The sequence below is a fragment of the Amorphus orientalis genome (genome assembly GCF_030814015.1).
Classification (GTDB): domain Bacteria; phylum Pseudomonadota; class Alphaproteobacteria; order Rhizobiales; family Amorphaceae; genus Amorphus; species Amorphus orientalis.
Genome location: NZ_JAUSUL010000003.1, coordinates 160,274 through 173,009, shown reverse-complemented (window position 1 = coordinate 173,009; position 12,736 = coordinate 160,274). Strand labels below are relative to the sequence as shown.

At 67.8% G+C, this 12,736-nt stretch carries 9 protein-coding genes; 5 read left to right on the top strand and 4 right to left on the bottom strand.

Going from position 1 to position 12,736, the window contains the following annotated elements:
- Positions 1-128 precede the first annotated feature (128 nt).
- Both J2S73_RS15260 and J2S73_RS15255 read left to right on the top strand, forming a co-directional pair.
- Positions 129-971 (top strand): O-methyltransferase, encoded by an 843-nt coding sequence (locus tag J2S73_RS15260; RefSeq protein ID WP_306886479.1) that lies wholly within the window; start codon positions 129-131, stop codon positions 969-971.
- A 24-nt stretch (positions 972-995) separates the two neighbouring features.
- On the top strand, positions 996-2,411 hold the full coding sequence (locus tag J2S73_RS15255) for an undecaprenyl-phosphate glucose phosphotransferase (protein WP_306886478.1): 1,416 nt from the start codon (positions 996-998) through the stop codon (positions 2,409-2,411).
- Positions 2,412-2,442: 31 nt separating this feature from the next.
- Here J2S73_RS15255 and J2S73_RS15250 read toward each other — a convergent pair whose 3' ends face one another.
- From J2S73_RS15250 to J2S73_RS15240, 3 genes are read right to left on the bottom strand one after another with little or no spacing between them, the layout of a single operon-like run.
- Complete coding sequence (locus J2S73_RS15250) at positions 2,443-3,720, bottom strand: HlyC/CorC family transporter (protein ID WP_306886477.1); 1,278 nt, start codon at positions 3,718-3,720, stop codon at positions 2,443-2,445.
- The gene (gene aroB, locus J2S73_RS15245) at positions 3,717-4,844 is read right to left on the bottom strand and encodes a 3-dehydroquinate synthase (RefSeq protein WP_306886476.1); all 1,128 of its coding nucleotides are present in this window, start codon (positions 4,842-4,844) and stop codon (positions 3,717-3,719) included. The genes J2S73_RS15250 and aroB overlap by 4 nt, the downstream gene beginning before the upstream one ends.
- A complete protein-coding gene (locus tag J2S73_RS15240) occupies positions 4,841-5,452 on the bottom strand; it encodes a shikimate kinase (protein ID WP_306886475.1) in 612 nt (203 codons plus the stop codon). The genes aroB and J2S73_RS15240 overlap by 4 nt, the downstream gene beginning before the upstream one ends.
- A gap of 119 nt (positions 5,453-5,571) precedes the next feature.
- On the opposite strand from J2S73_RS15240, the gene J2S73_RS15235 reads away from it, so the two are divergent.
- From J2S73_RS15235 to J2S73_RS15225, 3 genes are all read left to right on the top strand, one after another.
- On the top strand, positions 5,572-6,504 hold the full coding sequence (locus J2S73_RS15235; RefSeq protein ID WP_306886474.1) for a site-specific tyrosine recombinase XerD: 933 nt from the start codon (positions 5,572-5,574) through the stop codon (positions 6,502-6,504).
- Positions 6,505-6,566: 62 nt separating this feature from the next.
- Positions 6,567-7,529, top strand: coding sequence for an acetyl-CoA carboxylase carboxyltransferase subunit alpha (locus J2S73_RS15230; RefSeq protein ID WP_306886473.1), 963 nt, complete (start codon positions 6,567-6,569; stop codon positions 7,527-7,529).
- Positions 7,530-7,724: 195 nt separating this feature from the next.
- Positions 7,725-9,020 carry a L,D-transpeptidase family protein gene (locus J2S73_RS15225; protein WP_306886472.1) on the top strand — a complete coding sequence of 432 codons (1,296 nt, stop codon included), beginning with the start codon at positions 7,725-7,727 and terminating at the stop codon, positions 9,018-9,020.
- Positions 9,021-9,173: 153 nt separating this feature from the next.
- Here J2S73_RS15225 and J2S73_RS15220 read toward each other — a convergent pair whose 3' ends face one another.
- Complete coding sequence (locus J2S73_RS15220) at positions 9,174-12,641, bottom strand: indolepyruvate ferredoxin oxidoreductase family protein (RefSeq protein WP_306886471.1); 3,468 nt, start codon at positions 12,639-12,641, stop codon at positions 9,174-9,176.
- Between the last annotated feature and the right edge of the window lie 95 nt (positions 12,642-12,736).

Below are 12,736 nucleotides of genomic sequence, written 5' to 3'. Positions count from 1 at the left end.
GCGAGGGTCCGGCGCCGCGGAACGCGCATGGCGTCACCCGCCGGGCCGGTGGTGCGACGCGCGACGCATTTTTACGAGGGGCTTGGTGTGGGCGCACCGGTCGCTCCGGTCATCGGAGTACCCGATCGATGTCGATCATAGGATCCGCGAAACAGGCCGTCCGGCGCGCCTTCGCGCCGCGCGACAAGGCGACGTTGCGGAAGGTTGCGGCCACGGACGGCGTCGATTGCGCAGCCCTGGTGGAGGCGATCGAGGCGGTCTACGGCCTGAAGTCCGATCCGCCGGCCGCCATCCGGGCGATCGAGGCGGCGCGGACGGCCATGGCGGCGGATACACGGCCGCTGGCCGATGGGACCCAGGGCACGCCCGGGCCCTTCGATGACGGGATAACGGTCGCGGACGCCTGCGGGGTCAGCAAGCCGCCGTCCCAGGCGGTGCTTCTCTATGCGCTCGCCAGACGGCTGAACCCGGCGTCGATCCTGGAACTTGGTACAAATGTCGGCATTTCCTCCGCCTTCCTGGGGGCTGGGCTCAAGGACGCAGGCGGGTCCGGACGGGTCCTGAGCCTCGATGTCTCACCCTACCGTATCGAAGTCGCCAGGGCGCTTCACCGGGATCTGGCGATCGGCGGGATCGAAACTCGGGTCGGCCTGTTCGAGGACACGCTGTCCGGAGCGATCGCCGACGCGGCGCCGATCGACATGGCCTTCATCGACGGCAACCACCAGTACGAACCGACGCTCGCCTATACCGACGCCATCGCGGAGCGATCGGTCGAGGGGGCGATCTTCGTCTATGACGACGTCCGCTGGTCGGACGGCATGAAGCTGGCCTGGTCGGAAATCCTGAAGGACAGCCGGTTTCCGGTCGTCATCGACCTGCACTCGATGGGGCTGGCACTCTATGCGCCCTCCTCAAAGATCGAGCCGGTCCGAACGCCGGTCCTTTATTCCGTGCTCGCCCGCACGTGAGCTGACGCGAACAGGTCTCGCCCCATGGTCAGATCGCCGCTGCGCCTCCAGCAAATCTCGGAACTCCAGCAGGTCGGTGATCTGCTGCTCCTGATGGTGCTCGGCCTCGCCGCCTACATCATCTATCCCGGGCTCGCGGTCGAACAGGCGCAGGAATATCTGCTGGCGGCCGCTCTGGGATCGCTGGTCTGCATCTCCGTGCTGCGGCTCAACAAGGGATACAGCGAACAGCCCTATCTCATTCAGGGCATCAAGGTGCTCCAGATCACCGTGGCTCTGCTTCTCACCGGAGCCGTGCTGGCCACGATCGCGTTCGCCTTCAAGGAATCGGAGACCTATTCCCGGCTCTGGGCCGCCATCTGGCTCGCACTGGCCTGGATCGGCCTGGTGTCCTCCCGCGTGGCCGTGGCCTCGATCCTGACCCGGGTGATGCGCCGCGGTGCGCTGGTTCGCCGGACGGCGATCTATGGCGGGGGCGACCAGGGCAAGCAGCTCCTGGCCCACATCGCGGACAAGCAGGACCCGAGCGTTCAGATCGTCGGCTACTATGACGAACGCGAAGAGGAAGAGCGCCTGGTGGTCGCAGGCCTCCAGCGCCTCGGCGGCCTGCAGGAGCTCCAGGAGGCCGTCGCGGCCGGAAAGGTCGATACGATCATCCTCGCGCTGCCGTTCAATGCGGAGGCCCGGCTTACCCAGATCAGCGCTATGTTCGACAGCTACCCGGTGACGATCCTGCTGGCGCCGGACCTGATCATGTGGCGGGTGATGCGCGGGGCGACGTTCACGGTCGCCGGGGTGCCGCTGCCGCGGCTCGCCGACGCGCCGATTGTCGGCTGGGCCGGGGTGATCAAGCTGTTCGAGGACAAGGTTCTCTCCAGCCTGCTGCTTCTACTGCTTGCGCCGATCATGGTTCTGATCGCGATCGCCGTCCGCCTCGACACCGGGGGGCCGATCCTGTTCCGCCAGCCGCGCCGCGGCTTCAACGGCGAGCTGTTCACGATCTACAAGTTCCGAACCATGCATGCCGCGATGGCCGACCCGGAGGGCGCCCGGCAGGCGACGCGCAACGACCGGCGCGTTACCCGGGTGGGGTGGTTCCTGAGGCGCATGAGCCTCGACGAGCTGCCCCAGTTCTGGAACGTCCTGAAGGGCGACATGTCCCTGGTCGGGCCGCGACCCCACGCGCCGGGCACGAAGGTCGGCGACGAGAGCTTCGAGCGCGCCGTCGCCCGCTACAGCCATCGCTACCGCGTCAAGCCGGGCATCACAGGGTGGGCCCAGGTGAACGGCTGGCGCGGCGAGACCGACAGCCCCGAAAAGCTCCAGATGCGGGTGCGTTACGACGTCGAATATATCGACAACTGGTCGCTCGGGCTGGACCTCTACATCCTCGCGATCACGCCGTTCGCGGTCCTGTTCCGCCGCTCCAGAGCGTACTGAGCACCGGCGCGCCTGGCACCGGCGGAACGCCTCAGGCTTCCTGCTGGGGCACCTGCTGCACCCGCAGGAGCGTGATCCGGTTGCGGTCCTTCTTCTCCACCACGAACCGGACGCCGTGGAAGGTGAAGGCCTGCTTCTCCTCCGGAATCATGCGCGCCTCGTGGATCACCAGACCGGCCGCGGTGGTGGCTTCGTCGTCCGGCAGGGTCCAGTCGAGGGCCCGGTTCAGGTCGCGGATGGTGACGCCGCCGTCGACGAGGAGCGTGCCGTCCGGCTGCGGCCGCACGCCCTCCACCACGATGTCGTGCTCGTCGGAAATCTCGCCGACGATCTCCTCGATGATGTCCTCGAGGGTCACCAGCCCCATCACCTCGCCGTACTCGTCGACGACCAGGGCGAAATGGGATTTCCGCTTGAGGAAGGCGTTGAGCTGGTCGTGCAGGTTGGTGGCGTCGGGCACGAACCACGGCGGCTTGGCAATGGTCATGATGTCGAGCGCGTCGACCTCGCCTTCGGCGGCGTGCAGCGCACGCAGGAGATCCTTGGCGTGGAGAATGCCCACGATGTTCTCCGGCTCGCCGCGCCACAGCGGCAGGCGCGTGTAGGGGCTGGCCAGCGCCTGGTCCACGACCGTTGCCGCCGGTTCGTCGGCGTTCAGCATCTGCATCTTGGTGCGATGCTTCATGATGTCGGAGACTTCCAGCTCGGCCAGGTCCAGCAGGCCGCCGAGACGGTCGCGTTCGGCCTTGTGCAGGCCGCCCTGCATGTGCTGCAGATCGACCGTTCCGCGGATTTCCTCGTGCGGGGAGATGCCGGAATTCTCGTCGACGTCGACGCCCAGGCGGCGCAGGAGCCAGCGCACGAAGACCTGTACGGCCGCGGTCACCGGCCCGAAAATCACGACGACGGCGCGGGCGATGGGTGCGACGGCAAGCGCGAACCGGTCCGGATTGGAGATCGCCCAGGTCTTGGGCAACACCTCGGAAAACACCACGACGAGCACCGTCATGATGATGGTGGCGTAGGCCACGGCGGCATCGCCGAAGATCGCGATCAGGGCGCTCGTCGTCAGTGCCGAAGCAAGGATGTTTACGAGGTTGTTGCCGAGCAGGATTGCCCCGATCAGCCGCTCGCGGATGTCGATGAGCTTGCCGGCGACGGGCGCGCGCCGGTCACCCGCCTTTTCCAGTTGATGCATCCGGGCGCGCGACGCCGCAGTAATGGCGGTCTCGGTGCCAGAAAAGAAGCCGGATAGACACAAAAGAACGAGAATAGACGCACCAGTAAGCCACAGTTCCAGCGAACTCATCGCGCTGTCTCATCCTCCAGAAAATCCGCAATGACGTCGGCGGCGACGTCGTGGGCGATAAAGGAGCGGCCGATGCCGCGGGTCAGAATCAGGGTCAGGGCGCCGCGCTGCACCTTCTTGTCCTGGGCCATCAGCGCCAGGAGACGGGCGGGATCGCGGGCGGTGGCTGGAACTTCGGTCAGGTCGGCCAGCAGTCCGACGGCGTGCAGGTGCCGCTCGACCCGGACCGCGTCCTCCGCCGGGCAGAAGCCGAGCAGCGTGGACAGGCGGAACGCCATCGCCATGCCGATCGCCACCGCCTCGCCGTGAACCAGATCGCCGCCATATCCGACGGCCGCTTCCAGCGCGTGGCCGAAGGTGTGGCCGAGATTGAGCAGGGCCCGGTTGCCGGCCTCGCGTTCGTCCGCCGCCACGACGCGGGCCTTGGCGCGGCAACTGGCGGCAATGGCTTCGGCAAGTGCCGGCCCGCCGGCAAACACGGCCGGAGCGTTCGCTTCCAGCCAGCCGAAGAACACGGGATCGTCGATGAGGCCGTACTTCACCACCTCCGCATAGCCCGCTTTCAGATGGCGGGGGGGAAGGGTGGCCAGGAGGTCGGTGTCGATCAGGACGAACTGCGGCTGATGGAACACCCCGACCAGGTTCTTGCCGTGGGCGGTGTTTATGCCGGTCTTGCCGCCGACCGACGAATCCACCTGGGCCAGGAGGGTCGTGGGGATCTGCACGAACGCCATGCCGCGGCGCACGATGCCGGCCGCGAACCCGGCTAGATCACCGACCACACCACCGCCGAGCGCGACGATCGTGTCGCCGCGCTCCAGGCGGGCCGTCAGAACCGCGTCGACCAGGCGTTCCAGTTCCGCGAACGACTTGGTCGCCTCGCCGGCCGGCACCACGAACGCCTCGGCCGGGACCTTCGCCGATTCCAGCGCTGCCATGAGCGCAGGCAAATGGCGCTCGGCGACCGTTTCGTCGGTGACCACCATGGCCCGGCCGCCGGGGGCGAGCCCGGCCAGCCGTTCGCCGGCTTCGGCCAGGAGACCGGATCCGATGAAGATGTCGTAGCTGCGATCTCCGAGGGAAACCGGAACGGTCAGAAGGGGGGTGGTGTCGTCCACTGTCATTTCGTCTCCGGGACCGCCGGGGCGTGGCCGTCCAAATAATGCTCCAGCGCCGTCAGGATGGATGCGACGATCGCTTCGTGGGGGCCGTCCCAGGAATCGACGACCAGATCCGACGTCCCGAAGACGGGTTCGCGCTCCTCCTGGAGGCGGCGCATGGTGCCCTCCGGGTCGGTGCCGGCCAGGAGCGGCCGGTTGGCGCGTCGCCGAACCCGCTGCATCAGCGTCGCGTGGTCGGCCTTCAGCCAGATCGAGAGACCGGCCTCGGCGATCGACCGCCGGGTCTCCGCGGACATGAACGCACCGCCGCCGGTTGCCAGAACGAGCTGGCGCTCGGCCAGAAGGCGCCGGATCACCCGCCGCTCGCCGTCTCGGAACGCGGCTTCGCCGTGGATCTCGAAGATGTCGGGGATCGCCATGCCCGCCGCCGCCTCGATCTCGTGATCGGCGTCGACGAAGGGGAGGTCGAGCCGGGCGGCCAGGCGCCGGCCGATGGAAGACTTGCCGGCCCCGGGCATGCCGACGAGCACCAGCGAGCGCGCGCCCAGCCGCGACAGGACGCTGTCGGGCGACGGCTTCTGGGCTGAGACGGGGCTCTGCGCGGCGGACACTGGGGACTCGCGAGATCGGGTTCCTGAGGATTCCGGTTGAAAGGCCGGGCTAACGACCTGTCAAGCCTCCAAGCCTAGGCTGTCGCCGATCGTCAGGACAAGAGCAAGGCGTCGGCAGGATGAACCGATCGGAAACGGACATCGAGCGCTTTCTGGAGGCCATCGCGGTGGAGACCGGGGCGGCGCACAACACGCTGGACGCCTACCGGCGGGATCTGACCGCCTTTGCCGAGGGGCTCGACGGGCGCTCGCTGGCCGGCGCGACCTCCCAGGACATCTCCGACCATCTCGCCGATCTCGCCCGCCGGGGCTTTGCCGCCTCCAGCCAGGCCCGCAAGCTGTCGGCGCTGAGGCGCTTCTACCGCTTCCTGCATGCCGAAGGCGATCGCTCCGACGATCCGTCCGGCCGCATCGCGCGCCCGAAGCGGGTACGGCCGCTGCCGAAGATCCTCTCCGAGGAAGAGGTCGACCGGCTGATCGAGACCGCGCGCGCCGGCGCGGAGAGGGCGGACCTGTCGCCCAGAAAGGCGATCAAGGCGCTCAGAACCCATGCGCTCCTGGAGCTTCTCTATGCCACCGGAATGCGGGTTTCCGAGCTGGTGTCGCTGCCGGCGACGGCCAGCCGCCCGCGCGAGCCGATGCTGCTGGTGAAGGGCAAGGGCGGCCGCGAACGCCTGGTGCCGCTGACCGACAGCGCCTGCCGGGCGATGCTGCGCTTCCGCCAGGCGGTGGAGGCCCTGCCGGCGCTGGCGCGCAGCCGGCATCTCTTTCCGGCCGACAGCGACAGCGGCCATCTCACCCGGCAGGCCTTCGCCCGGGACCTGAAGGACGCCGCCGTCGCCGCCGGGATCCAGCCCTCGCGGGTGTCGCCGCACGTGCTGCGCCACGCCTTCGCCAGCCATTTGCTCCAGAATGGCGCCGATCTCAGGGTCGTGCAGCAGCTTCTCGGCCACGCGGACATTGGAACCACCGAGATCTATACCCATGTGCTCGCGGAGCGCCTCGCGCGGCTGGTGGGTGAGCATCACCCGCTGGCGGAGAGCGCTGCTTGACTTCACGGGCCGCCGGTCTCACGGTCCCGCCGATCCCAATCACGCAGGAAACCGAAGGGCGCATGCACAGCTTTCTGGAGTTCGAGAAGCCGGTCGCCGACCTGGTCGGCAAGCTGGAAGAGCTGAAGGCTCTCGGGACAGAGGACGGTCGCTCCGTCGACGTCGACGACGAGATCGCGCGGCTTGAGGGCAAGGCGCAGCAGGCTCTGAAGGACATCTACGCGAAGCTGACGCCCTGGCAGAAGGCCCAGGTCGCACGGCATCCCGACCGGCCCCACGCGTCCGACTACGTCGCCTCCCTGATCAGCGATTTCGTGCCGCTCGCCGGCGACCGCCTCTATGGCGAGGATTCGGCGATCCTGGCCGGTCTCGGCCGCTTTCGTGGAGCCCCGGTCGCGATTCTCGGCCAGGAAAAAGGTCACGACACCGCTTCCCGGCTGCGGCACAATTTCGGCATGGCGCGGCCGGAAGGCTACCGCAAGGCCGTTCGGCTGATGAAGATGGCCGACCGGTTTTCCCTGCCGGTGATCGCCCTGGTCGACACGGCCGGCGCCTATCCGGGCATCGGCGCGGAGGAGCGCGGCCAGGCGGAGGCGATCGCGCGCTCGACCGAGCAGTGCCTGGCGCTCGGCGTCCCGAACGTCGCCGTCGTGATCGGCGAAGGCGGGTCCGGCGGCGCCATCGCGCTCGCCACTGCCAACCGGGTGCTGATGCTCGAACATTCGATCTACAGCGTGATCTCGCCGGAAGGGGCCGCCTCCATTCTGTGGCACGATTCGGCCAAGGCCCAGGAAGCTGCGTCGAACATGAAGATCACCGCCCAGGATCTTCTCAAGCTCGGGGTGATCGACGAGATCGTCGCGGAGCCGCTCGGCGGCGCCCATCGTCAGCGCGAGACGATGATGGCGGCTGTGGGCGATGCCATCGAACGCCGGCTGACGGAGCTCGTGAGCCAGGACCGCGACAGCCTGAAGCAGGCCAGGCGTGACAAATTTCTCGCAATCGGACGCACTCTCGAGCGTTGAGCGCGGGAACTTTTTCGCGGCCACAACTACGCCGTATTTGGCGTGTGTTCCGATAGTCTCGTGAGACATGGGCAAAACGCCGGACGTGCGTCTCCGGCCCGGCCGCCGTCGTGGTTACGGTTTGGCAACCGGGATCGGGTAGACTGCACAATCCGGATGGTGTGAAACTCACCAGTCACTGCGAACCGAAGGGTGATGGACGTGAAGTTGAGCCGAGGCATTCTGTCCAGCTGGCGCGGGGTTCTGGCCGCCGCCGTGCTCGGGCTCGTCGTCGCCGGCTGTCAGGTGTCCGACCTGCCCAAGCACATGAAGCCGCTGAGCCCCAAGCTGGTCGCCAAGATCGACCGCATGAACATGACGAAGACGTCGCCGATCCTGGTTCGCATCTTCAAGGAAGAGAGCGAACTGGAGGTCTGGAAGGAGACGCGCGAGGGCAAGTACGCGCTTCTCGAGACCTACGAGATCTGCGCGTGGTCGGGCGAGCTCGGTCCGAAGAAGAAGGAAGGCGACCGGCAGTCGCCCGAAGGCTTCTACACGATCTATCCCGCCCAGATGAATCCGAAGTCGAGCTACCACCTGGCGTTCAATCTCGGCTTTCCCAACGCCTACGATCAGTCGCTCGGCCGGACCGGCTCGTTCCTGATGGTGCACGGCGACTGCTCCTCGCGCGGCTGCTACGCCATGGAGGACGAGCAGATCGAGGAAATCTATGCGCTCGGCCGCGAAGCGTTCCGCGGCGGTCAGCGTGCGTTCCAGGTCCAGGCGTTCCCGTTCCGCATGACTCCGGAGAACATGGCCAAGCATCACGACAACCCGAACATGCCGTTCTGGTCGATGCTGAAGGAAGGCTACGACCACTTCGAGGTGACCAGCCAGGAGCCTCAGGTGGCGGTCTGCGGCCACCGCTACGTGTTCAACGCCGAAGCGCCCGCCGGGCAGAGCTTCCGCGCCTCCAGCGCCTGCCCGGACTATCAGGTCCCGCAGGACATCTGGTTCGCCGTCGCCTCCAAGCAGCGGCGCGACAACGAGCTGGTTCAGCAGATCCTGGCCCAGAAGGAGCGCCGCGAGCAGCGTGAAGAGGACTGGGAGGCCCGCAAGGCGCGGATCGCCGGTATCCTCGGCCGCGACAATGACGATGCTGCGGCCGCCAGCCCGGCTGATGCGACTGCTCCCGCCGCGCCGAAGGCGACCGGTGGCGAGACCGCTCCTGCGGCGGCTCCGGCCGAAGACGACGATGCGGCGCGGATGATGCTGATCGCCAGCGGCGTTCCGGTGCCGGAACCCTCGCCGCGCGAGTCCAGCGAACGCGTGGTGCCCGCTCCCGGCCAGCAGGCCGAGGACGGGGACGAGGCCGCCAAGTCGACGGCGCTCGCTCTCGTGCCGGAAGCCGCGAACGGCGCGATCGGCCTCGGCCGCCGGGCGGCCAGCGGGACGGCTGAAAAGGTCGGCGACGCGTTCAGCCGGGTGAACTCGGTGATGCCCTGGAAGTGACCGTCTGACGGTCGGTCCTCCCGCATCGTCGGGGACAGCACCAAATCGAAAGGCCCGTCCCACGCGAAGGTGGGGCGGGCCTTTTTCGTTCAGTTTGACTGGCTTGTCGCTGCGCCGCCCCGCATGTGCCCCGAGCAGATGGAGCGCCGGCTTCTACTCCGCCGCGACCGATGTCGGCACGCGGGCCGCGTGGAACGCGTCGCGGAGCGCGGCGCGATGGCCCTCGGCCTTCTCCACTGATGCCGTCTTCACCGGACCGTAGCCGCGTATGCGGTCGGGATAGGCGGCAAGCGTGACCGCGGCGTCGTAGTTGGAGGCGGTCAGGTCGCTGACGATCTCGTCCAGCATCGCCTCGTACTCGATCAGCAGCCGGCGCTCCATCCGCCGTTCCTCGGTGCGGCCGAACAGGTCGAGCCTTGTGCCGCGGAACCGCCGCGCCCACGCCAGAACCGGCATGACCCGAAGCACCCACGGCCCGAAGCTGCGCTTCTGCGGCCGGCCCGTCCGCGGATCCTCCTGGGACAGGAAGGGCGGGGCCATGTTGAGCTCGATCCGGTCCCAGCTCTCGAACTGGTTCCGGAGCTGGGCGCGGAAGGACGGGCTCGCATAGAGCCGGGCCACCTCGTACTCGTCCTTGATGGCCATCAGCTTGAACAGGTTCGCCGCCACCGTGTCGGTCAGCTCCGAGCGACCGGGGGCGAGGCGGGTCTCGATGGCGCGGATCTGCTCCAGCCGCCGTGCGTAGCGCTCGGCATAGGCGGCGTTCTGATACTCGGTGAGACGCTCGCGCCGCCGGGCGATGGCCTCGTCCGATGTCGCAGACTTCCGGCGATGGTCCAGTCCGCTCTCCTCCGGCCTGTCCTTCGGCTGCACGCTGGCGGGATCCAGGATGAAGCGGCGGCCGAACCGGAAGGCGGCCAGGTTGGCGTCCACCGCAACCCCGTTGAGCTTGATCGCCTGCTCGATGGAGAGCGAGGACAGTGGCACGGTGCCGAGCTGATAGGCGGCGCCGAGCATGACCATGTTCGCGGCGATCGCATCGCCGAACGCCGCCGTCGCGAGTTCCGTAGCGGCAAGGAGCGTGGTCCGGTCCGGTCCGGTGGCCTCCTCGAGGGCGCGAACGATGCGCCGGGTCGGCAGCGAGAAGTCCGGATCCTGGACGAACTCGCCGGGAAGCTGCTCGTGGGTGTTGGCGACCACACGGCTGCGACCGGGCGCAAGCGCGCCGAGCTGCTTGGCCATGCCGGCGACCGGCAGGTCGCAGGCCAGCATGAGATCGGCCCCGCCGGCTCCGATGCGGATCGTGTGCAAATCCTCCGGCGACGGCGCGAGCTTCACGTGGCTGGTGACCGCGCCGCCCTTCTGGGCGAGCCCGGCCATGTCGATGATGCCGCAGCCCTTGCCTTCCAGATGGGCGGCCATGCCGAGAAGCGCCCCGATGGTGACGACCCCGGTGCCGCCCACGCCGGTGATCAGGATTCCGTAGGGGCCGTGCATGCCGGGCAGCGCCGGCTCCGGCAGATCGGTCGCCTCGATGGCGGGACCCTGGCCGCGCGCCTTCTCCTTCAGCTTGCCGCCGTGGACGGTGACGAAGGACGGGCAGAAGCCTTTCAGACAGGAAAAGTCCTTGTTGCAGTTCGACTGATCGATCTGACGCTTGCGCCCGAACTCCGTCTCCACCGGCTGGACCGCAACGCAGTTGGACTGGACCGAGCAGTCGCCGCAGCCTTCGCAGACCTCCTCGTTGATCAGGATGCGCTTGTCGGGATCGGGGAACTTGCCGCGCTTGCGCCGACGCCGCTTCTCCGCCGCGCAGGTCTGGTCGTAGATCAGCACGGTCAGGCCGGACAGCCCGCGCAGGTCGCGCTGAACCTCGTCGAGATCGTCGCGGTGATGGATGCTGGTCCCGGACGGAAAGGCGATGGCGTACTTGTCCGGCTCGTCGCTGACCACGGCGAGTTTCTCCACCCCGATCGCAGCCACCTCGTCGGCGATCTGGTGCACGGTCAGGCCACCGTCATTGGTCTGACCGCCGGTCATCGCGACGGCGTCGTTGTAGAGGATCTTGTAGGTCATGGTGACGCCGGCGGCCTTGGCCGCGCGGATCGCCATAAGGCCGGAATGGTTGTAAGTGCCGTCGCCGATGTTCTGGAAGACGTGGCCGGTCGTGGAGAACGGCGCCTCGCCGATCCAGTTGGCGCCTTCGCCGCCCATCTGGGTGAAACCCGACGTGGAGCGGTCCATCCACTGGGACATGAAGTGGCAGCCGATGCCGGCGTAGGCGTGACTGCCCTCCGGCACGACGGTCGAGGAATTGTGCGGGCAACCGGCGCAGAAATAGGGGCGGCGGCCGCCGATGTCCTCGCTGGCGGCAAGCCGGCGCCGGGCGGTGCGGACCTTGTCCAGGCGCGCCTTGATCCGCTCGTCGCCGGTCAGCGCCAGAATGCGCTCGCCGATCGCCTCGGCGACCATCGGCGCGTCGAGCGCTCCGTTCGCCGGGAACAGCCAGGCGCCTTTCTCATCGCGCTTGCCCTCGATCCGGGGCGCGTCGGTCCGGGCGTAGAGCGTCTCCTTCATCTGCGGTTCGATCAGGCCACGCTTTTCCTCCACAACGAGGATCTGGGGCAGGCCCTGGGCGAACTCCGAGACGCGGACCGGGTCGAGCGGCCAGGGGCAGGCGACCTTGAAGAGCCGGATGCCGAAATGGGCGCAATCGACCTCGTCGATGCCGAGCAGGTCGAGCGCCTCCAGGACGTCGAGCCAGCTCTTTCCGGTCGAGACGATGCCGAGCTTCGGGTGGCGCCCGCCCTGGGTCACGATCCGGTCGAGGCCATTCTCGCGCACGAAGGCCATGGCCGCCGGGATCTTGTGGACGTGAAGCCGCTCTTCCTGGGCGAGGGGTTCGAACCCGGGCCGGATGTTCAGCCCGCCGGGCGGCAGGATGCCCTCCGGCAGGACGATGTTTGCCCGGTCGAGGCGACCGTCGATGGAGCCGGTCGATTCGATGGTGTCCTTGACGCATTTGAGCGCCGACCATGTGCCGGCGAAGCGGGACAGCGCGATGCCGTAAAGGCCGTAATCGAGGAGTTCCTGAACGCCGGCCGGGCTCAGGATCGGGATCATCGCGTCGACGAAGGCGAATTCGGACTGGTGCGCGGTGGTGGAGGATTCGCAGGTGTGGTCGTCGCCCATCAGGGCCAGGACGCCGCCGTGGGGCGAGGAGCCGGCGAGGTTGGCATGGCGGAACACATCGCCGGAGCGGTCGGCGCCGGGACCCTTGCCGTACCAGACGCCGAACACCCCGTCGAAGCGGCCGGTGCCCCTGATCTCGGCCTGCTGGCTGCCCCACAGCGCGGTCGCGGCCAGATCCTCGTTGAGAGCCGGCTGGAAGAGGATGCCGGCCTCCGACAGCCGGGCGCCGGCCCGACCGAATTGCTGGTCGAGCGAGCCCAGAGGCGAGCCACGGTAGCCGGTGACATATCCGGCCGTGGAGATCCCGCTGGCGGCATCGCGCGCCTGCTGCATCAGGGTCAGGCGAACGATCGCCTGGGTTCCGGAAACGAAGATACGCTCTGCTTCGAGATCGTATTTCTCGTCGAGGGTGACCCGACGTGACGCCATACGGACACTTCCTTTCGATCGACCAGCCCCGGTCAGGCTCCAATGGTCGGAAGGATGCCGCGTGCGGTCAACTGGAAAGGTTGTAAATGACGACA

What these genes read in the sequence shown, in the direction of transcription:
- J2S73_RS15255 (WP_306886478.1), top strand. Translation starts at nt 996, where the DNA reads ATGGTCAGATCGCCGCTGCGCCTCCAGCAAATCTCGGAACTCCAGCAG.
- J2S73_RS15225 (WP_306886472.1), top strand. Translation starts at nt 7,725, where the DNA reads ATGGACGTGAAGTTGAGCCGAGGCATTCTGTCCAGCTGGCGCGGGGTT.
- J2S73_RS15230 (WP_306886473.1), top strand. Translation starts at nt 6,567, where the DNA reads ATGCACAGCTTTCTGGAGTTCGAGAAGCCGGTCGCCGACCTGGTCGGC.
- J2S73_RS15260 (WP_306886479.1), top strand. Translation starts at nt 129, where the DNA reads ATGTCGATCATAGGATCCGCGAAACAGGCCGTCCGGCGCGCCTTCGCG.
- J2S73_RS15250 (WP_306886477.1), bottom strand. Translation starts at nt 3,720, where the DNA reads ATGAGTTCGCTGGAACTGTGGCTTACTGGTGCGTCTATTCTCGTTCTT.
- aroB (WP_306886476.1), bottom strand. Translation starts at nt 4,844, where the DNA reads ATGACAGTGGACGACACCACCCCCCTTCTGACCGTTCCGGTTTCCCTC.
- J2S73_RS15220 (WP_306886471.1), bottom strand. Translation starts at nt 12,641, where the DNA reads ATGGCGTCACGTCGGGTCACCCTCGACGAGAAATACGATCTCGAAGCA.
- J2S73_RS15235 (WP_306886474.1), top strand. Translation starts at nt 5,572, where the DNA reads ATGAACCGATCGGAAACGGACATCGAGCGCTTTCTGGAGGCCATCGCG.